The 19257-nt window shown below is 73.6% G+C and carries 20 protein-coding genes and 1 pseudogene; 14 read left to right on the top strand and 7 right to left on the bottom strand.

Going from position 1 to position 19257, the window contains the following annotated elements; translation table 11 throughout:
• A pseudogene (locus tag ACFVVL_RS23685) lies at positions 1-859 on the top strand (hypothetical protein); the annotation flags it as partial.
• Between the two features lie 201 nt (positions 860-1060).
• A complete protein-coding gene (locus ACFVVL_RS23690; RefSeq protein ID WP_380297554.1) occupies positions 1061-1510 on the top strand; it encodes a universal stress protein in 450 nt (149 codons plus the stop codon).
• Positions 1511-1579: 69 nt separating this feature from the next.
• Here the strand turns inward: ACFVVL_RS23690 and ACFVVL_RS23695 are convergent, their stop codons facing one another.
• Positions 1580-2653: a lactonase family protein gene (locus ACFVVL_RS23695; RefSeq protein WP_387678307.1), complete on the bottom strand. Its 1074-nt coding sequence runs from the start codon at positions 2651-2653 to the stop codon at positions 1580-1582.
• Between the two features lie 322 nt (positions 2654-2975).
• On the opposite strand from ACFVVL_RS23695, the gene ACFVVL_RS23700 reads away from it, so the two are divergent.
• The 4 genes from ACFVVL_RS23700 to ACFVVL_RS23715 all read left to right on the top strand — a co-directional run bounded on the left by ACFVVL_RS23700 (position 2976) and on the right by ACFVVL_RS23715 (position 7885).
• Positions 2976-4025 carry an NAD(P)-dependent alcohol dehydrogenase gene (locus tag ACFVVL_RS23700; protein ID WP_387678310.1) on the top strand — a complete coding sequence of 350 codons (1050 nt, stop codon included), beginning with the start codon at positions 2976-2978 and terminating at the stop codon, positions 4023-4025.
• Between the two features lie 104 nt (positions 4026-4129).
• Positions 4130-5959 (top strand): glycoside hydrolase family 15 protein, encoded by a 1830-nt coding sequence (locus tag ACFVVL_RS23705; RefSeq protein WP_387678313.1) that lies wholly within the window; start codon positions 4130-4132, stop codon positions 5957-5959.
• The gene (locus ACFVVL_RS23710) at positions 5956-7323 is read left to right on the top strand and encodes a glucose-6-phosphate dehydrogenase (protein WP_387678316.1); all 1368 of its coding nucleotides are present in this window, start codon (positions 5956-5958) and stop codon (positions 7321-7323) included. The genes ACFVVL_RS23705 and ACFVVL_RS23710 overlap by 4 nt, the downstream gene beginning before the upstream one ends.
• Positions 7324-7333: 10 nt before the next feature.
• The gene (locus ACFVVL_RS23715; protein WP_387678319.1) at positions 7334-7885 is read left to right on the top strand and encodes a gluconokinase; all 552 of its coding nucleotides are present in this window, start codon (positions 7334-7336) and stop codon (positions 7883-7885) included.
• 2 nt (positions 7886-7887) lie between these two features.
• On the opposite strand, the gene ACFVVL_RS23720 is transcribed toward ACFVVL_RS23715, so the two are convergent.
• Positions 7888-8355, bottom strand: a complete 468-nt coding sequence (locus ACFVVL_RS23720; RefSeq protein ID WP_380297545.1) for an SsgA family sporulation/cell division regulator — start codon at positions 8353-8355, stop codon at positions 7888-7890.
• A 362-nt stretch (positions 8356-8717) separates the two neighbouring features.
• On the opposite strand from ACFVVL_RS23720, the gene ACFVVL_RS23725 reads away from it, so the two are divergent.
• The 3 genes from ACFVVL_RS23725 to ACFVVL_RS23735 all read left to right on the top strand — a co-directional run bounded on the left by ACFVVL_RS23725 (position 8718) and on the right by ACFVVL_RS23735 (position 12193).
• Positions 8718-9965 carry a PucR family transcriptional regulator gene (locus ACFVVL_RS23725; RefSeq protein WP_387678322.1) on the top strand — a complete coding sequence of 416 codons (1248 nt, stop codon included), beginning with the start codon at positions 8718-8720 and terminating at the stop codon, positions 9963-9965.
• A 524-nt stretch (positions 9966-10489) separates the two neighbouring features.
• On the top strand, positions 10490-11347 hold the full coding sequence (locus ACFVVL_RS23730; RefSeq protein WP_387678325.1) for a helix-turn-helix domain-containing protein: 858 nt from the start codon (positions 10490-10492) through the stop codon (positions 11345-11347).
• 123 nt (positions 11348-11470) lie between these two features.
• Entirely contained in the window at positions 11471-12193 is a 723-nt protein-coding gene (locus ACFVVL_RS23735) for an alpha/beta fold hydrolase (RefSeq protein WP_387678328.1), read from the top strand.
• A 133-nt stretch (positions 12194-12326) separates the two neighbouring features.
• Here ACFVVL_RS23735 and ACFVVL_RS23740 read toward each other — a convergent pair whose 3' ends face one another.
• Entirely contained in the window at positions 12327-13163 is an 837-nt protein-coding gene (locus tag ACFVVL_RS23740; protein ID WP_387678331.1) for an alpha/beta fold hydrolase, read from the bottom strand.
• Positions 13164-13264: 101 nt separating this feature from the next.
• Positions 13265-13927 (bottom strand): hydrolase, encoded by a 663-nt coding sequence (locus ACFVVL_RS23745; RefSeq protein ID WP_380297423.1) that lies wholly within the window; start codon positions 13925-13927, stop codon positions 13265-13267.
• A 159-nt stretch (positions 13928-14086) separates the two neighbouring features.
• On the opposite strand from ACFVVL_RS23745, the gene ACFVVL_RS23750 reads away from it, so the two are divergent.
• Positions 14087-14572, top strand: coding sequence for a GNAT family N-acetyltransferase (locus ACFVVL_RS23750; protein WP_380297421.1), 486 nt, complete (start codon positions 14087-14089; stop codon positions 14570-14572).
• A gap of 64 nt (positions 14573-14636) precedes the next feature.
• Here ACFVVL_RS23750 and ACFVVL_RS23755 read toward each other — a convergent pair whose 3' ends face one another.
• Positions 14637-15023 carry a hypothetical protein gene (locus ACFVVL_RS23755; RefSeq protein WP_380297419.1) on the bottom strand — a complete coding sequence of 129 codons (387 nt, stop codon included), beginning with the start codon at positions 15021-15023 and terminating at the stop codon, positions 14637-14639.
• Positions 15024-15284: 261 nt separating this feature from the next.
• Between ACFVVL_RS23755 and ACFVVL_RS23760 the strand changes: the two genes are divergently transcribed.
• Complete coding sequence (locus tag ACFVVL_RS23760) at positions 15285-16349, top strand: 2,3-butanediol dehydrogenase (RefSeq protein ID WP_380297417.1); 1065 nt, start codon at positions 15285-15287, stop codon at positions 16347-16349.
• A 384-nt stretch (positions 16350-16733) separates the two neighbouring features.
• On the opposite strand, the gene ACFVVL_RS23765 is transcribed toward ACFVVL_RS23760, so the two are convergent.
• Positions 16734-17120: a hypothetical protein gene (locus ACFVVL_RS23765; protein WP_387678336.1), complete on the bottom strand. Its 387-nt coding sequence runs from the start codon at positions 17118-17120 to the stop codon at positions 16734-16736.
• A gap of 44 nt (positions 17121-17164) precedes the next feature.
• Positions 17165-17728, bottom strand: coding sequence for an AAA family ATPase (locus ACFVVL_RS23770; protein WP_387678339.1), 564 nt, complete (start codon positions 17726-17728; stop codon positions 17165-17167).
• Between the two features lie 158 nt (positions 17729-17886).
• Here ACFVVL_RS23770 and ACFVVL_RS23775 point away from each other — a divergent pair, with 158 nt between their 5' ends.
• The 3 genes from ACFVVL_RS23775 to ACFVVL_RS23785 all read left to right on the top strand — a co-directional run bounded on the left by ACFVVL_RS23775 (position 17887) and on the right by ACFVVL_RS23785 (position 18867).
• Complete coding sequence (locus ACFVVL_RS23775) at positions 17887-18096, top strand: hypothetical protein (RefSeq protein WP_387678342.1); 210 nt, start codon at positions 17887-17889, stop codon at positions 18094-18096.
• Positions 18089-18277, top strand: coding sequence for a hypothetical protein (locus ACFVVL_RS23780; protein ID WP_387678345.1), 189 nt, complete (start codon positions 18089-18091; stop codon positions 18275-18277). Before ACFVVL_RS23775 ends, ACFVVL_RS23780 begins: the two co-directional genes overlap by 8 nt.
• 305 nt (positions 18278-18582) lie before the next feature.
• Positions 18583-18867, top strand: coding sequence for a hypothetical protein (locus ACFVVL_RS23785; RefSeq protein ID WP_387678347.1), 285 nt, complete (start codon positions 18583-18585; stop codon positions 18865-18867).
• Positions 18868-19257 lie beyond the last annotated feature (390 nt).

A 19257-nucleotide genomic window follows, 5' to 3' on the forward strand; every position in this document is an offset into this window, starting at 1 on the left:
TGCGACGGCGTACTGGCGGATCACGGTGACGAACACCGGGACGGTGCCGGTCACGGGGATCACGTTGGCGGACAGTGTCTCGCCGTCGTGCGTGACGGCCGCCGGGACGTTCGACCTTGCGGTGGGTGCCTCGCGTCAGGTGTTCTGCAGTCTGGCGAACGTCACCCAGCACACCGTCAACTCCGTGACGGCGACCTTCCCCGGCCCGAGTGGTCCGATCACGACGCCGCCGTCCGAGGCGACCGTCGACGTGACGACGCCGGGTACGCCGTCGATGACCATCGACAAGGAGGTCTGCCTCCCCGAGAAGGACCGCGACTGCGGCCAGGGCGGTTCCGGGCCGTGGGGCAAGGAGGCGACCCTGCACAAGGGCGATTCCTCCGAGGACCCCTGCTACCCGGACCAGTGCGTGGCACACTGGCGGATCACGGTGACCAACACCGGGGCGACGGACATCACCGGCATCACGCTGAGCGACCCGCAGGAGGTCTCCTGCGAGACGGCGGCCGGGACGTTCACCCTGGCGCCGGGACAGACCGTGATGTTCTACTGCTCCAGCCTGATCACCGGGGACACCACCAACACGGTCAGCGCGTCCGGCTCCGGTCCGGACGGCAGGCCGGTGACCACCGGGCCGTCGTCCGCGCTCGCCCGGTGTCTGCCGCCGTGCCCCGAGGAGCCGCCCGGTCACGGGCACGGCCACCCTCACGGCTACTACGGCACTGACTGGTACCGGCCGGCCGGCTTCGGCGCCGACTGGCTGCCGGACAGCAGCCTGACCGTGCCGACGTACGCGGTGGACCGCGGGGACCTGGAGGCGTTCGGGGTCCCGCTGCCGCTGCTCGGCTGGCTCGGCTGACGGATCACGCCGTCGAACGGCGGGTGGCCCCGGGAACGGACGTGTTCCCGGGGCCACCCGCCGTTCCCGTCGAGCCGCGCGCCGTCCGGTCCCGCCCCGACCCCCGCCGACCACCCCGTCCGGCCCTTCCGGACTGCGCGGGCGGGGTGGTCGGCGGGAGGGTGGAGGGGAGGGGAGGGGGTGTCGAGCCGAGGAGAGGCCATGGCGGAGCAGCGTGAGGAGACCGGCCGCATCGTGGTCGGGGTGGACGGGTCGGAGCCGTCGAAGCAGGCGCTCCGCTGGGCGGTGCGGCAGGCGGACCTCACCGGCGCCGTGGTCGAGGCGGTGATCGCCTGGGAGTACCCGACGTTCCACGGTGCGCGCGGCTGGTTCCCGCCGGGCAGCACCGACGAGGCGGAGCTGGAGGGCAAGGCGCGCCGGGAGGCCGCCCGGGCCGTGGCGGACGCGGTCGGGCCGCAGCCGGTGGCGGAGGTGCGGATCGTGCCGCGCTACGGCTCGCCGGCCGGTGCGCTGATCGAGGCGTCCCGGGGCGCGTCCCTGCTGGTGGTCGGCAGCCGGGGGCTCGGCGGCTTCTCCGGGATGCTGCTGGGCTCGGTGGCCCAGCACTGCACCCGGCACGCCACCTGCCCGGTCCTGGTGTACCGCGACTGACGGCGGGCGGAGCCGTCGGCCCCGGCAGCCAAGTCAGCTCCGGCAGCCCCGTCAGCCCCGTCAGCCCCGTCAGCCGAAGAGGACGGTGGACGGCGCCGGTACCGGCAGCGAGCCTGCCGGGCGCGGCAGGCCGCTCTCGGCGTCGAGGTCGAACCAGCTGACGTCCCCCGAGCGCTCGTTGGCCGCGTAGAGGCGGGTGCCCGACGGGTCGAGGACGAGGTCGCGCGGCCACGCGCCCCCGCACGGCACCGAGGCCACCACCCGCGCCCGTTCGCCGTCCGCGTCGAGCGCGAGCACGACGATGGTGTCGGTGCCGCGCACGGCCACCCACAGGTGGCGGCCGTCGTGGGAGACCACGGGGGCCGACGGGAAGGCGGGCAGCTCGGAGCCGTCAGGGAACAGCGGGACCTCGGCGACCGGGTCGAGCACCCCGGCCGTCGCGTCCCAGCGGCACACGGTCACCGTCGGGCGCAGCTCGCCGAGCACGTACGCGTGACGCCCGGCGGGGTGGAAGGCGAGGTGCCGCGGGCCGGTGCCGGGCGACAGCGCGGTCTGCCCGTGCGGGGTCAGCCCGCCGGTCGCCGGGTCCAGGGCGCAGATCCGCACCGCGTCGGTGCCGAGGTCGACGCCGAGCACCCAGCGGCCGGACGGGTCGGGCAGCACCTGGTGGGCGTGCGGGGCGAGTTGGCGATCGGGGTCCGGGCCGCTGCCCTCGTTCGGCAGGACGTCGCTGGGGGCCTGCGGCGCGCCGTCGGCGGCGAGCGGCAGCACGCTGACGCTGCCGGAGCCGTAGTTGGCGGTCAGCAGGTGGCCCCGGCTGAGGGCGAGGTGGGTGGGCTCGTCGCCGCGCACCGCCACGGGGGCGCCGAGCGGGCGGGGGAGCGGGCCGGTGAGGTCGTAGGCGGCGACGGCGCCGGGCAGCGTCTCCGAGACGGCGTAGAGCACGGGGCCGTCCCCCGCCTGTCCGAGGGCGAGGTAGGACGGGTTGGGGGCGGCGTCGACGGCGCCGGTCTCGGTCAGGGCCCCGGTGTGCGGGTCCACCGCCGCGACGACGATCCCGCGTCCGCCCGCCGAGGTGAACGACCCGATGAAGGCCCGCTCCGCGCCCTTGTCCGCCCCAGCACCCTGCACAGAACCCTCCACTGCACCCTCCGTCGTCCGTGGTCCGCCGGCTGCGTCCGCCGGCCGCCTCCGCCGTCTGCCGCAAGCGCTCCGACGCTAGCAGGCGGCCCCTGCGGGCCGGACGGCGCGGGAGCGGCTGCGCCCGGCGGCCCGCGGTTTTCACCGGAACGCACCGCTGCCGCGGCGGCCGGGTCGCGCTCCGGCACCGGAGCGGCGACGGTGGAAGCAGCAGCGGCCCGGGCGGCCGGCCGAGTGCCGTGCCCGGCGGGGAGGGGCGATCCGCGACCGCGCCGCCGCCGCGGCGGTGCGACACCAGGCGGTGCGACGGCAGGAGGGACCAGGAATGAAGGCCTTCGTGATGAAGGAGATCGGGCGCGTGGGGTTCCTGGAGAAGCCCGTGCCGCGCCTCGGTCCGGGCGACGCCCTCGTGCGCACCACCCGGGCCCTGATCTGCACGTCCGACACCCACACCGTCAAGGGCGGGATCGGTCCCCGTCAGGACCTCACGCTCGGGCACGAGGCGGTCGGCGTCGTGGAGGCGGTCGGCGGCGAGGTGCGGGACTTCCGGCCCGGCGACCGCGTCCTGGCCGGCGCCATCACCCCGGACTGGGGCGACCCGGCCGCGCAGAACGGCTACCCCTCGCAGTCCGGCGGGCCGCTCGGCGGCTTCAAGTTCGCCAATCTGAAGGACGGCGTCTTCGCCGAGTACTTCCACGTCAACGAGGCCGACGCCAACCTCGCGAGGATCCCCGACGGCATCCCCGACGAGGCGGCCGTCTACTGCGCCGACATGCTCTCCACCGGGTTCATGGGCGCCGAGCACGGCAACATTCCGATGGGCGGCACCGTCGCCGTCCTGGCGCAGGGCCCGGTCGGCCTGATGGTGACCGCGGGGGCCCGGCTGCGCGGCGCGGGCCTGGTCATCGGCGTCGAGTCGGTGCCCACCCGGCAGAAGCTCGCGCGGCTGTACGGCGCGGACGAGATCGTGGACTTCACCGAGGAGGACGTCGTCGAGCGGGTCCTCGAACTGACCGGCGGCCAGGGCGTCGACACCGCCGTCGAGGCGCTCGGCGCGGACCTCACCTTCCAGACCTGCGTCAGGATCACCAAGCCCGGCGGCACGATCTCCAACACCGGCTACTTCGGTGAGGGCGAGTTCGTGAGCATCCCGCGCGTGGAGTGGGGCGTCGGCATGGCCGACAAGACCATCGCCACCGGGCTCTGCCCCGGCGGCAGGCTGCGGATGGAACGGCTGCTGCGGGTCCTGGAGACCAAACGCCTCGACCCCACCCACATGACGACCCACGAGTTCGGCTTCGACGAGATGGAACGGGCCTTCGAGGTCGCGGACAAGAAGCTGGAGGACGTCGTGAAGGTGCTGATCGCCTTCTAGCCGTCCCTCCGTCCCCCCGTCCCCCCGTCCACCCGTCCACCTGTCCACCCGTCCCCTCGTCCCCTGCGGACGACATCCCCCCGGCGCTGCGGAAGCGAGGCGGCATGCACGACCCCGATCCACCGTTCCGGCCGGTCCGCCGGCGGCAGGGCTACCTGCCGCTGGAGGACCTCGGCCTCATCGGGGACGGCACGACCGCCGCCCTGGTCGGCCTGGACGGCTCCATCCCGTGGCTCTGCCTGCCCCGGTTCGACGCCGAACCCCTGTTCTGCGGGCTGCTGGACCGCACCCGGGGCGGGCACTTCACCCTGGCGCCCGAGGACCTGGTCGAGGCCCGGCAGCGCTACGAGCCCGACACCGGGGTCCTGTTCACCGAACTGCGCAGCGCCACCGGCCTGGTGCGCGTCACCGACGCGCTGGCGCTGCGCTCCGGCGCCGACCTCACCGACAACGCCCCCGCCGACCGCTCCGAACTCGTGCGCTCCGCCGTCGTGCTGGACGGCCACGTCCGGCTGCGGGCGGAGCTGGAGCCGCGCGGCGGCGCGCGCACCAGGGCGCTGTTCAGCGGACTGGAGCTGCGCCCGCTGCGCCGCCCGGGCCTGCGGCTGCACCTGCGCTCCAACCGCCCGCTGGAGGGCCTGCACAGCACCCACGACCTGCGCCGGGGCGACCGGCTCGACCTGGTGCTCTCCTGGGGCCGCTTCCACCGCCACCACCGGGTCGACACCGACGCCATGCTGAAGGGCACCGCCGACGCCTGGCGCCGCTGGATGCGGCACTTCGACTACGAGGGCCCCCAGCAGGCCCTGGTGCGACGCGCGGCCGTCACCCTCAAGCTGTGCGACGACTGGGCCAACGGCTCGCTGGTCGCCGCGCCCACCTCCTCGCTGCCCGCCCCGATCGGCGGCATCCGCAACTGGGACTACCGCTACGCCTGGATCCGCGACGCCGCGTTCGCCGTCTTCGCGCTGCGCCGCATCGGCTTCCGCGGCGAGGCCGACGCCTTCCTCGGCTGGGTGCTCGACGCCTTCGAGGACAGCGGCCGGCCCCGCATCATGTACGACCTGCGCGGCGGCCCCGTCCCGGACGAGACCGAGGACGCCGAGCTGGAGGGCTACCGGCGCTCCGCCCCGGTGCGCTGGGGCAACGGCGCGGCCGACCAGCGCCAGCACGACGTCTACGGCGAGATCCTGGACTGCGCCGACCAGTGGCTGCGGGCCGGCGGCGAGATCCAGCCCGCCCTGTGGGCCGGCCTCGCCACCCTCGCCGACGCCGCCGAGCAGGCCTGGCGCGAGCCCGACCAGGGCATCTGGGAAGTGCGCAGCGAGGGACGGGTGTTCACCTACTCGGCCGGGCTGTGCCAGGTGGCCCTGGACCGGGCCACGCAGATCGGCGAGCGGCTCGGCCTGCCGATCAGGACCGCCCGCTGGCGCGCCTCGGCGGACCACCTGAGCCGGCTCATCCTGGAGCAGTCCTGGGACGAGCCCGCCAAGACCCTCAGCGCCCACCTGGACGGCGGCGGTGTGCTGGACGCGAGCCTGCTGGCGCTCCCGCTGCGCCACGTGGTGCCGATCGACCACCCGCGGATGGTGGCGACCACCACGGCCGTCGCCGAGCGGCTGTCCGCCGGCGGCGGGCTGCTCCACCGCTACCTGCACGAGGAGTCCCCCGACGGCCTGGCCGGCGACGAGGGCGCCTTCGTGCTGTGCAGCTTCTGGCTGGTCGACAACCTCATCGGCCAGGGCCGCACGGAGGAGGCCGAGGAGCTGTACGACTCGCTCTGCTCCCGGGCGAGCCCGCTGGGGCTGATGTCGGAGCAGATCGACCCGTCCACAGGAGAGTTCATGGGCAACTTCCCCCAGGCGTTCAGCCACATCGGCATCACCGCCAGCGGCGTGAACCTGGCGCGGGCCAGGGCGGGGGTGCGGCGGTGATCGAGCGGCTCGCGGTCTTCGGCGCGACGGGCGACCTCACCGCGCGCTTCCTGCTGCCGGCGCTGGCCGCGCTGCGGGCCGGCGGCCACCTCGGCGACCGGCTGGAGCTGACCGGCGCCAGCCGCGAGGACTGGTCCACCGAGCGCTACCGGCAGTGGGTCGCCGACCGGCTGGACCGCCACGGCGAGGGCTGCCCGGCCGACGCCACGGCGTGGGTCACCGCCTCGGCGCGCTACCTGCGGGCCGACGTCACCAGCGCCGACGACGTCGCCGCGGTGGTCGCCGGGGAGGGGCCGGTCGCCGTCTACCTGGCCCTGCCCCCGGCGCTGTTCCCCGCCGCGGTCACCGCCCTGCACCGGGCCGGCCTGCCGCCCGGCAGCCGGATCGTGCTGGAGAAGCCGTTCGGCGAGGACCTCGCCAGCGCCCGGGAGCTGAACCGGCTGCTGGCGGAGCTGGTGCCGGAGCGCGCGGTGTTCCGGGTCGACCACTTCCTGGCCATGGCGACCGTCCAGAACGTGCTGGGCAGCCGGCTGGCCAACCGGGTGCTGGAGCCGATCTGGAACAGCACCCACATCGCCGCGGTCGACATCGTCTGGGACGAGACCCTCGCGCTGGAGGGCCGGGCCGGCTACTACGACACCGTCGGCGCGCTCAAGGACATGATCCAGAACCACCTGCTGCAACTGCTCTGCCTGGTCGCCATGGAACCGCCGATCACCCTCGGCGAGCGCGACCTGCGCGACCGCAAGGTGGACGTGCTGCGCTCGGTGCGGCCGCTGACCGGGGACGACGTGCTGCACCGCACCCGCCGGGCCCGCTACCTGCCGGGGAAGGCCGGTGAGCGCGCCGTCCCCGCGTACGCCGACGAGGAGGGCGTCGACCCGGGGCGCCGCACCGAGACCTTCGCCGAGGTGGAACTGGAGCTGGACAGCTGGCGCTGGTCCGGGACGCGCTTCCGGCTGCGCAGCGGCAAGGCGCTCGGGGAGGACCGCAAGGAGGTCGCGGTGCGCTTCCGGCCGGTGCCGCACCTGCCGTTCGGCGAGGGCCGGGAGGCGGCGCCCAACGTGCTGCGCTTCGCCCTCGAACCGGAGGGCCTCGCCCTGGACCTGACCGGCATCGGCACCCGGGCCCAGGAACTGGCGCCGCTGTCGCTGACCGCCCGGATGGACCCGGCGGAGCTGCCCGCCTACGGCCGCCTGCTGCTGGACGTGCTGAAGGGCGACCCGGCGCTGTCCATCCGCGGCGACGAGGCCGAGGAGGCGTGGCGGGTCCTGGAACCGGTGCTCTCCGCGTGGGAGCGGGACCTCGTGCCGCTGGAGGAGTACCCGGCCGGCTCCGCGGGCCCGGCGCCCCGGCACCCGTAGGCGCGGCGCGATGGCGGACGCCACCCCGGCCCCGCCCGGCAGGGCGCGGCGTGCCCCGTGCGTCGTGGTCCTCGGGGTCTCCGGCACCGGCAAGACCACGGTGGCCCGGCTGCTCGCCGAGCGCCTGGCGGCCCCCTTCGCGGACGCGGACGACTTCCACCGCCCGGCCGACATCGCCCGGATGGCGGCGGGCGTCCCGCTGGACGACGCGGTGCGCCGGCCCTGGCTGGAGACGGTCGGGCGCTGGCTGCACGAGCGCGAGGAGGCGGGCACCGGCGGGGTGATCGCCTGCTCCGCGCTGAAGCGGCGCTACCGGGACGTCCTGCGGGCGGCCTGCCCCGGCGCGTTCTTCCTGCACCTGACGGCCGGGCACGACCTGCTGGCCGAGCGGATCGGCCGTCGCTCGGGCCACTTCATGCCGGGGTCGCTGCTGGACTCGCAGCTCGCCACCCTGGAACCGCTGGAACCGGACGAGCGGGGCGCCACCCTGTACGTCGGGCAGCCGCCGGAGCTGGTCGCCGACGCGGCGGCGGACGTGCTGCCGCGCGCTCCGGGCGGGTGAGGTCAGCCCGTCAGGCCGCCCAGCTCGGTGTCCCAGTCGATCAGGGACGCCTCGGTGCCCCGGGGGACCAGCGCGAAGCTCTCCCGGCGCAGCCAGCGCCGCAGCTGGCGGGCCGGCAGGTCGACCAGCACGGAGCCGTCCTGCCCCTGGAGCATGATCCGCAGCGAGGTGCGGCCGTGGCAGGTGCAGGGCGGCCAGATCCGGACGTCGCCGGTGCCGACGGGCCGCTGCAGGCCGTCCCACAGCAGGTCGCGGGAGAACTTCCAGGTGCCCGCCTCGGCGGCGGCGCCGAGGAATTCGAGGGAGACGGCGAACGGGTCGTCACCGCGGTAGGCGAAGCGCACGGGGATGCCGAGGGACTGGCCCTCGCCGAGCACGATGCGGGCGTCGACCACGACGTCGGTGCCGGTGGTCTCCGCTCCCGGCTCCGGGCAGGGCTGCGGGCTGGGGAGGGGGTGGGGCGCGGACATGGGGTTCTCCTGGGTCGGGGTCGCCGGGCGACCGGGTCGGGGTTGCTGGGCGAAGAGGGCCGTCCGCCGGAGGCCCGGCGGCGGCGCGCTGCTCTCGCCCCGGGCCCTGGGAGCTGCCGACGGACAGGGGAGAGGCGAATCGCCGCCCACGTTAGGAGGCGGTGTCGGGGGAGATGTTCCGGCGGTGCACCGCGGCATGACGATCCGCGCACCGTCCGCCCGTCGCGGCGGGACGGGACGCGGGCGTACCGTCCGGTCATCACCGCCTTTTCCGGGCGGCGGACGGGCCCGTCCGCACTTTGTTGAACGTTTGTCTATCCCGTTTCGCCTCTTGTATGAATGCGGCCGGGAGGTAACTGATCATGAAGAGGTGGATCCAGCGCGCCCGTCCGGCCGGCGAGGCGCTGCAGTCGCTGGTCGACGGCCTGGCCGAGGAACTGGGACGCTCCGTCGTCCTCGACGACCCGTTGGTGCGGATGATCTGCACCAGCCGTCACTTCGGCGACGAGGACGGGGTGCGGGTGCGCACGCTGCTCCAGGGCATCGCGGACGACGAGATCATCCGCTACGTGCTCTCCCGGGGCGTGGCGCGGTGGACCAGGCCGGGCCACCTGGACGGTCGCGACGACCTGGGCCTGCGGCCGCGCTACTGCGTCCCGGTCCGCGAACGCGGCCACCTGCTCGGCATCCTCATCGTCGTGGCGGGGGAGGGCGACCTCGGCGCGGCCGAGATCGAGGCCATCGCCCGCGTCTCGCGCGCCGTGGCCGTCGAGATGTACGCCGAGCGGCTGGCCTCCGGCGCCGACGAGGAGCGCACCCGCGAGCTGGTGAACCGGCTGGTCGGCCCGGACGCGGCGCAGCGCTGCGAGACCCGCCGGCAGCTGCTGGACGACGGCCTGCTGCCCGCCGGCCCCCACGTGGTGGTCACCACCGTGACCGTCTCCGGGGTGCGCGGGCCCTCCGGCCAGGTCGAGGTGGCGCTGCGCGGCGCCCTGGAGCCGTTCCGGCAGACCCGCACCGCCCACGGCCTGTTCGCGATCGAGCAGGACCGGGCCGTCCTGGTCCAGGTCTTCGAGCGTGAGCCCACGGACGCGGACCTGGAGCCGCAGTCCCGGGGCATCGTCCGCTCGCTGGAGACCTTCCTGGAGCGGGGGGCCACGACGGTGGTGGGCGTCGGCGGGCGCCAGGCCGACCTCGCCGACGCCTGGATCTCCCACGACCAGGCCCGGGTGGCGGCCCGCGCCGCCCGCCGGCTGCCCCGGCTCGGCGGCATCGGGGACTGGGAGCGGCTCGGCGAGCACGCCGTCCTCCTCCAGCTGCCCGACACCGCCCTCGACGACTCCCTCGTGCCCAGGCCGCTGCGCCGGCTGCTGGACGGCGGCGGGAACGCCCGCCTGGAGGAGACGCTGCGCTGCTTCCTGGAGAACGCCGGCTCGGTGCCGAGGACGGCGGAGGCCCTGGAGGTCCACCGCACCTCCCTCTACTACCGCCTGCGGCAGATCCAGGAGATCACCGGCCTGGACCTCGACGACGGCGGGCACCGGCTGGTCCTGCACCTGGGGCTGCGCCTGTGGGACCTGCTCCGCTTCCCCACCGGCCGACCGGCCTGACCTGCGGCTTCGCCGGCGGCCTCGTGCTACGGAACGAGGACGCCGGGTTGCTACAGAGCGATGAAGCCCCGCCGGGCAATCCCTACGCCGGTCGGTGGTCAACGGGGCCTGCGGCTGGCGAGAATCGTCACCACGAGCTGCCGCTCACACCCCGGCGAGGGCCTTTCCGCCGCCCCTCCGCAGACCCCCGTGACGACTTGACGACCCCTCGACGAGCCCGTGACGACTTGACGACCCGAAACGAACGGACGTGAACGAGCACCATGCGTGAACCGATCACCGACGACGGAGTACGGCCGGCCCACCGTGACGGCGACGGCGACGGCGTCCCGCCGGTCGTCCCGCCCGGGCGCTCCGCTGCGAGGCCGGCCATGTAGACCCCGTGGAGCCCCGGCGCGCTCAACGCCGCCGTGGACACGTCCCCTTCCCGAGCGCCTCCCGCTCCCCGCCCACCCTCCGCGCTGAACCAACAGCGCCACACCAACCGGTCGGAGCCTCCCGTGATCCCGTCGGGTCCCTCACCCATGCCAGAAACCACGCCCCACCAGCCCCACCAGCCCCACCAGTCCGGCCCCGACGGCGGCGCGGGCTGCATCGACGTCATCGCGCCGCCGCCCGGCGCCGACCCCGAGGACTGCCTCTACGTCGCCCTCCACCTCCAGGGCGAGGCCTCGCTGCGCCGCGACGGCGAGAGCACCGCCCTGGAACCCGGCGATCTGCTGATCGGCACCACCCCGTACCCGACCGGCCTGCTGTCCGGGCCCGGGTGCCGGATGGTCCGCTTCCGCGTCCCCTGCTTCTACCTCGGCGTCCGGCACGGCGACGTCCGGCGCACCGGCGGGCTGCTGGCGCGGGGGGACGAAGGCATCGGCTCGCTCGCCTCCCAGTTCCTGCGCACCCTCGCCTCCGAGGTCCGCTCCCACCACGCCCGGCCCGGCCACCACCTCGCGCGCAGCGTCTCCGACATCGTGGCCATCCTGGTGACCGAACTGCTCGACCGGGTCGACCCGGACCGCCCGACCGCCACGGCCGGGATCCTGGCCCGGATCCGCGGCCACATCGAGGAGAACCTCGCCGACCCGGAGCTGTCGCCCGAGTCGATCGCCCGCTCGCAGCACATCTCGGTGCGCTACCTGCACAAGCTCTTCCAGCAGGACGGCACGACCGTCGGCCAGTGGGTGCGCCGACGGCGCCTGGACGCCTGCCGCCGGGAGCTGGAACGGCCCTCCCGCCGGCAGACCGGCGTCGCCGCCGTCGCCCACCGCTGGGGCTTCGTCAGCCACTCCCACTTCAGCCGCGCGTTCCGGGAGACCTACGGGGTCTCGCCGCGCGAGTGGCAGGCCTACGCCGCGCACGCCGACGCCCGGCAGCAGGCCTCCTGACCGCCCGTCCCCACGCCGCCGGCCGGCGGGGCCCGCCCGTCCGCGGCCCGGACCCCGCCGGCCGGTCTCCCCGCCGTCCCGCCTCTCCGCCGTCCTGCCGTCCTGCGAAAGGCCCGCTCCGCCATGCCCTCCACCAGACCCACCGTCGTGCTCGTCCACGACGGCTGTTCCGACGCGACCACCTGGCTCGGCGTCGTCGCCGAACTCCAGCGCCGCGGCCTGACCGTGCTCGCCGTCGCCAACCCGCTGCGCGGCCTCGCCCACGACGCCGCCTACCTGACCTCGGTGCTCGCCGGGATCGACGGCCCCGTGGTGCTGGTCGGCCACGCCTACGGCGGCGCCGTGATCACCGAGGCCGGGACCGCCCCCAACGTCGTCGCGCTGGTCTACGTCGCCGCCTACCTGCCCGAGGCGGGCGAGAGCTACCGGGCGCTCGCGGGCCGCTTCGCCCCCTCGCCGCTGGCCTCCCGGATGCGCCGCACCGCGTACGCCGTGGAGGGCGCCAACGTGGCCGAGCTCTCGGTGCCCGGGGACTGCTTCGGCTCGCTCGTCGCCGCCGACCTCGACCCGGAGCTCGCGGGGGCCCTCGCCGCGATGCAACGGCCCGTCGCCGAAAGGGTGCTGACCGACGAACCGACCGAGACCGCCTGGCGCGTCAAGCCGGCCTGGGCCCTGGTGACCGGCGCCGACCGCGCCCTGCCGCCGCCGGTCCAGCGCTTCACGGCCGAACGCGCCGGCGCCACCGTCCTGGAGCTGCCCGACGCCTCGCACGCCGTCGCCGTCTCCCGGCCGTCGGCGGTCGCCGAGTTCATCCACGACGCCACCGGCCCGTCGGCCACCGCCTGAACGCCGCCACCGGCCGAACACCGCCGCCGGCTGATCGCCGCCACCGCCTGATCGCCGCTGCCGGCCGAACGCCGCCGCGCCCGGCCCCCCGTGGTGCACGGGGGCCGGGCGCGGCGGCGTTCAGCGGTACCGGTTACTTCGCCAGGAAGGCCAGCAGCGCGGCGTTGACCTCCTCGGCGTGGGTCCAGAGCAGGCCGTGCGGCGCACCCTCGATCTCCACGTAGTCGGCGGCCGGCAGCGCCTCGTGGAACCGGCGGGCGGTGTTGTCGATCGGCAGGGTGCGGTCACCGGTGCCGTGCAGGATCAGGGCCGGCACGTCGATGCGGGCGACATCGGCACGGAAGTCGGTGTACCAGGTGGACGGCGCGGCCGAGGCGGCGAAGGCGCCACCGCTCGCCGCGACGTTCCAGCTGTTGCGGACCGCCTCCTCGCTGATCCGGGTGCCGAGGTTCTCGTCCAGGTTGTAGAAGTCGTTGAAGAAGCCGGTGTAGAAGGCGAACCGGTCGGCCTTCACGGCGGCCACGACGCCGTCGAAGAACTCCTGGGGGGCGGCGCCCTCCGGGTTCTCCTCGTTCTTCAGCAGCCAGGGCTCCAGCGAGGCGAGGAAGGCGACCTTGGCGATCCGCTCGGTGCCGTACTTCGCCACGTAGCGGGCGGTCTCGCCGGTGCCCATCGAGAAGCCGACCAGCACGGCGTCCCGGACGTCCAGGGTCTCCAGGACGGTGTGCAGGTCGGCGGTGAAGGTGTCGTAGTCGTAGCCGGTGGTCGGCTGCGAGGAGCGGCCGAAGCCGCGGCGGTCGTAGGTGATGACCCGGTAGCCGGCGTCGAGCAGCGCGGCGCTCTGGCGCTCCCAGGAGGCGCCGTTGAGCGGGAAGCCGTGGATCAGCACGACCGGCCGGCCGGTGCCGTGGTCCTCGTAGTAGAGCTCGATCGGAGCGGTGTTCTCCTGGCCGACGGTGATGAACGGCATGGTGAAGTCCTTTGTTTCGCAGGGGGTTCCGGAGGCCGGCCGGGCCCTGCCGCGCCGGGGGCGGCAGGGCCCGGCCAGGGGGTGGCGAGGGGTTCGGCCGGTCAGCCGGCGGCGTGCGGGTCGATCATCGACTGGGCGTAGACCAGGCCGAGGCCGTAGGCGCCGCCGTGCTCCTTGACCAGCTCGGTCACCGGGACGTAGGTCTCGCCGCGGGCCCAGTCGCGCTGGAGCTCCAGCAGCACCTGGAGCCAGGTGACGGGCACGGCGCCGGCGGCGGTCATCCGCTGCAGGGCGTGCTCGTGGGCCAGCGGGCTGACGCCGCCCGAGGCGTCGGCGACGACGTACACCTCGTAGCCCTGCTCCAGCGCGGAGAGCGCTGGCAGGACCAGGCAGACCTCGGTCCACAGACCCGACAGGATGATCTTCTTGCGGCCGGTCGCCTTGACCGCCTCGACCAGCGCCTCGTCCTCCCAGGCGTTCATCGTGGTGCGGTCGATGACCTCCTGGCCGGGGAAGACCTCCTTCAGCTGCGGGAGGATCGGGCCGGAGAACGACTCGGCGGCGACGGTGGAGAGCACGGTCGGCACGTTGAAGATCTTCGCGGCCTTGGCCAGGCCGACGGTGGCGTTGACGATGCCGGTGCGGTCGCCGCTGCCGGTGCCGAAGAACATCTGCGGCTGGTGGTCGACGAACAGCATCATCGAGTTCTCGGGGGTGAGCAGGTCCGGGCTCGGGGCGGCGTGGACCGAAGCGATGTCGACCATGGGTCTTCTCTTTCCTTTTCAGCACAGGGAATTGACGCTGCGTCAGGCGCACATCCGGTTCCCCGGGGCGCTTACGGGGACGAAACTAGTGCGGGTGGGTCCACCGCTCTGCTCGCTCTGCGTCCGGCCCTTGTTCCCACAGCGCATACCCTGTGCCGAATGGAGATCCGCATCGCCTCCGACGAGGACTGGCCCCGTATCCACCCGTTCTACTCCGCGATCATGGCCGAGGGCCGGACGTACGCCTTCCCCGAGCACCAGAGCCTCGACGAGGCCAGGCCCTGGTGGATGGAACAGCCCCCCGGCCGCACGGTCGTGGCGGTGCTCGACGGCCGCATCGTCGGCTCCGCCAAGATGGGCCCCAACAAGCCCGGCCGCGGCTCCCACATCGGCACCGCGTCCTTCCTGGTCGACCCCGCCCACCAGGGCCGGGGCATCGGCCGCGCCCTCGGCGAGCACGTCATCGACTGGCACCGCGAGCAGGGCTTCCGGGGCATCCAGTTCAATGCCGTGGTGGAGACCAACGCCCCCGCCGTCCACCTCTGGACCTCCCTCGGCTTCGAGATCATCGGCACCGTCCCCGGGGTCTTCGACCACCCCGAGCACGGCTACGTCGGCCAGCACGTCATGTTCCGCCGCCTCTGACGGATGCGACGGATGCGGAAGAGCCGCCCCTCGCCGGGGCGGCTCTCCGCCCGGGGCCGTCGCGCTACCGCACGGCCCACAACGTCAGGCCGCCGAACACGACGATCGACACGAGGAGTTGCGCGAGCATCGCGGGCGGAGCCGCCTCGTCCTCGGACCCGCCGTTCTCCTGCAACTCCGTCAACCGCCTGGCCAGCTCCCTGCGGTGGCCGACAATCCCCATCATGATGGCCGCGATCGCGGTCGAGTACATGGTGAGCACCGTGGCCGCTTCCATGTGCTTCGCGTAGTAACTGCCGACCCCGAACAGCATCGCCGCGGCCGGCACCAGCGCGGTCCTGATCCGGTAGGCGCGGGTGGGCATGCCCGGCACCAGGAGCACCAGGAACGCCACGGTCACCAGGACCGCGATCCACCACCACGACACCACGCCGAGCCCCAACGGATACACCGCACACCCCCTTGCCCCGGCTGTGGAGCCACGGTGCGGCTACGTCACGGCCGATCGCCCGCAGCCTAGCGGCGGAAAGGGTGGTTGGTCCAAGAACTATGGACCGCCCCCTTGCGCCTGTCCGGCGAGCCGGGTCGGCGTTCCGGACTTTCCAGGCGTATGGTTTAAACATGAACATCACGGCTGTTCCGGGGCGCACCCCGCTTCACGCAGGGCGCGGCGCGGGCCGTGAGCGCCAGGCGAGAGAAGGAGCCAGTCCAAGTGAAGGCTGCACGCTACTACGACCGCGGTGACATCCGGATCGAAGACATTCCGGAGCCCACCGTCCAGCCGGGCACCGTGGGCATCGACGTCGCGTACTGCGGGATCTGCGGCACCGACCTGCACGAGTACCTCGACGGGCCGATCTTCGTCCCCCCGGCCGGCCACCCGCACCCGGTCTCCGGCGAAGCCGCCCCCGTGACCCTCGGCCACGAGATGTCCGGCGTCGTGTACGCGGTGGGTGAGGGCGTCGAGGACCTGAAGCCGGGCGACCGCGTCGTCGTCGAGCCCTACATCCTGCGCCCCGACGTCGACACCAGCGAGAACAACCCGGTCTACCACCTCTCGCCCGACATGAACTTCATCGGGCTCGGTGGCCGCGGCGGCGGACTCGCCGAGAAGGTCGTCGTCGAGCGCCGCTGGGTCCACCCGGTCGGCGACGTCCCGCTGGACCAGGCGGCCCTGATCGAGCCGCTGTCGGTGGGCTACCACGCCTTCGAGCGCTCGGGCGCGAAGGCGGGCGACTTCGCCATCGTCGGCGGTGCGGGCCCCATCGGCCTGCTCACCTGCGCGGTGCTCAAGGCGATGGGCGTCGAGGTCGCGGTCTCCGAACTCAGCCCGCTGCGCCGCCAGAAGGCCCTGGACACCAAGGTCGCCGACCACGTCATCGACCCCGCCACCACCGACGTCGCCGAGGAGGTCCGCCGCCTCACCGGAGGCAAGGGCGCGGACGTCGCGTTCGAGGCCACGTCCGTCAACGTCGTCCTGGACACGCTCTTCGACGCGGTGAAGCCGGGTGGCGTCATCACCGTCATCTCGATCTGGGGCAAGCCGGCGTCGATCGACATGCAGAAGCTCGTGCTCAAGGAGGTCGACCTGCGCGGCACGATCGCCTACGTCAACTCCCACCCGCAGACCATCAAGCTGGTGCAGGAGGGCCGCATCGATCTGGCCCCCTTCATCACCAAGACCATCGGCCTGGACGACCTCGTCACCGACGGCTTCGAAACCCTGATCCACCACAACGAGACGGCCGTCAAGATCCTCGTCGCCCCCCGCGCCTGACGCGTCGCACCGGAGTGCTGGAGCGCGGCGAACCCGGCCGGGGAGACGACGAAGCCCACTAACCTGGACCCACCCACACGGAGAGGGCGGGAGCATGGACGAAGGCGAAGCCCGGCAGATGGCCGACTCGCTTCGGCGCCTGGGCATTCGGGGCTTCGTGTCCCCGGAGGAATCGGGGAGCCCGGACGGGCAGTGGCGGGTGTACGACAGCACCGACCCCGACACCCGGCGGGACATCACCGACGAGGTGCTGACGGTGGTCCGGAGCCGGTCCAGTCGGGCAGCTCAGAGCGGTCCGACACGAGGGTTCGTGGTTCCCGCCCCCCGCTGACGGGCTACGTCGTGCGGCCGCCCTCGCTCAGCAGAGCGAGGGCGGCCGTGGTGTCACCCGGCGAAGTGGTCGACCCGGCGGGCCTGCCGGGCGCGCAACTCGTCGACCTCCGGGGTGGTCAGCGCCTTGGACCCGGCGATCCCGGTGCCCGCGGAGGCTGCCAGCCGTGCCCTCACCTCGCCAGGTGTGCGGGGTCGCCAGCCGGGACCGTCGCAGCAGGAGGAGTGGAAGGTGACGCCGGCGCCGAGCAGTGCGGACAGCGCTCGCCAGCCCGCCACGTCCCGGCGGGCCGGCACCGCGAGGTCATGGCCGGCGTCGACCAGATCGCCCCTGCACCGGGGGCAGACGTGCACGCGGCGCGGCTCGGACCTCTTCTTGTAGGAGGCCCGGCAGTGCAGACAGACGAAGTGCCGGCTTGAACTGATGCGGCGGTAGCACATCCGTGCATCGTAAGGCCCCCGGCCGCGGTCGGAGCACGCCGGAGTCACGCGAACGACGGCCACCGGTGGGCGGCCCACTCCCGCCAGCCCGCCCAGCCGGGCGGCGGGCCGCCGGCCCCGAGGCCCTCCAGCTCCGCCGCGTCGGGCACCTCGAAATTGGCCCGCCCGTACAGGATGTCGGCCTCCGACAGCGGCAGCGTCTCCTCGGGGGTGGTCGCCCAGCGACGGGCGATACGGGTGCGTTGGGTCTCGTCGTCCACCGGCAGGTAGATCATCCGGAAGCACGCGTTCTCGGCCTCCACCAACCAGCGGATCGCGGACCGTTCGTCCCGTGACCAGCTGCCGTAGTCCGCGACGACACTGGTACCCAGCCTGACCGCCTCCAGGGCGAGCCAGAGCATCCGCCCCTCCAGCACGTCGCGCTTCCCGTCCACCTCCACCTGGTCAAACAGGGGAATCATCCAGTCGTCGGTCGTCAGGCGCAGCGCACCGTGCTCCACGGCCAGTTGCCGCGCCAGCGTGGTCTTCCCGGCCCCCGGCAGGCCGACCATCAGAAAGAACGTGGCCGCCGCGCGGGCGGCTCCCGGTCGAGGTTCGGATCGCGTCATCCGGCCAGCCTCGCAGCGACGCACCGAAAGGTCTACGGGAGGTCACCCGGACTTCACCGAGGCGCCGCCCCTCCCGTGCTACAGACCGTGGTTGACGACAAGTCAGGCCCCTCCGAACGGTGAGTGGCCGCCTACTCGCCCGATCCTCGGGGGACACGATGAGCCAGCCGTGGCAGGCCGACCCCGACGCCGCTCTGGCCCGTCGCCTCGGCAAGCCGCCGACGGAGCTGGGCACCACCGGTGGCCGGGACGGCTGCCCCGACATCTGGGAGCTCGACAACGGCGACATCGCCGTCATCGGCCGAGACCTGACCGCCGCCTACCGGGCCACCCTCCTCTCCGCGAAGGCGGACCTCCCGGATGCCTGACCCCCTCGACGCCAGGCGTGACGGCCTGCTCCACCTCGCCGCCGCCCTGGACAGCGCCGGGGAGCCGGGCGCCGCCCGTCGGCACCGCCACGAGGCGCTGACCCTGCTCGACGGCTTCACCGACCCGGCCGCCCACCGGCTGCGCGAACGGCTGACGAGCGGCCTCAGCTCGGACACCTGACTCAGGCTGTGGGGAACCACGCCTCCCCGGGCCGCACCCCTCCGTGCCGTAGGACATCAGGACGACGAGCCAGGGATTCGGCACTGCTCCTCCCGTGGGGGCTTCCGTGGCGACGACTCGACCGAGGGGGGAGGGAGACTTTGTGCGCAGGGCTCGAACTGGGTGGGGATTGTGTGAGGGGTGCGGGTCACACGCACAAGTGAATATCGGGCAATCCGGGTGCGGACGGTCCGGTTCTGGCGCTGTGGTGGGAAGGCTTGGTCGGGCGGGGCGAGGGTGCCTGGTGGCGATGAGAGTGGGGGACCGTGGAACGAACACGCATGCGGATCAAGTGCGCCGGAGTGGTCGCGGTACTGATGATGGTGGGCCTCGCCGGGTGCGGCACACTCCCGGAACCGGTCCCGGATGCGCCGAGGATCGCCCAGGTCTCGGCGCCGGCCGATTCGGCGGAGGCCCTGCCTGCTTCGGGCGGCAGCCCGCTGCTCCCCGTGGCGGGAGCCGCCGCCGCACTGTTCGTGGGCGTCGGTGGTGTCCTGCTCGTGCTGTGGCGCGACCGCAGAACCACCCGGCCGGGCCCCGGGGAGCTGTGACCAGCGACAACTTGCCCCCGCTGCGGGGCGGGGGTAGTGTTCTCTAGTCGCTCGGCAGGGAGCACCGGACACGCATCGGCGCGGACGGTCCCGGAGCGGCCAATCCTCTGGAAATGCCAACGCCTCCCCGGCACGGGGTTTATTTGGCGTGTGCATTTTTGGGGATTGCGGCCGGATTCGCTTTTCGGAGCGGGGATCGGCTAGAGTTTGAAACGTCGGACGGGGCGCCAAGCCGCAGAAGACATCAGCGAGTTGGATGAAGGAAGCGCCGGAAAACGGAGCGGAAAACATCTGATAAGCTGGAAACACGAAAGAACGAAGCGCCCGGAGGGCCGGTGTGAAAGCCGCCTGATGGAAGCGTCCGTTCCTTGAGAACTCAACAGCGTGCCA

The sequence above is a fragment of the Kitasatospora sp. NPDC058115 genome (genome assembly GCF_042884635.1).
Lineage (GTDB): Bacteria > Actinomycetota > Actinomycetes > Streptomycetales > Streptomycetaceae > Kitasatospora.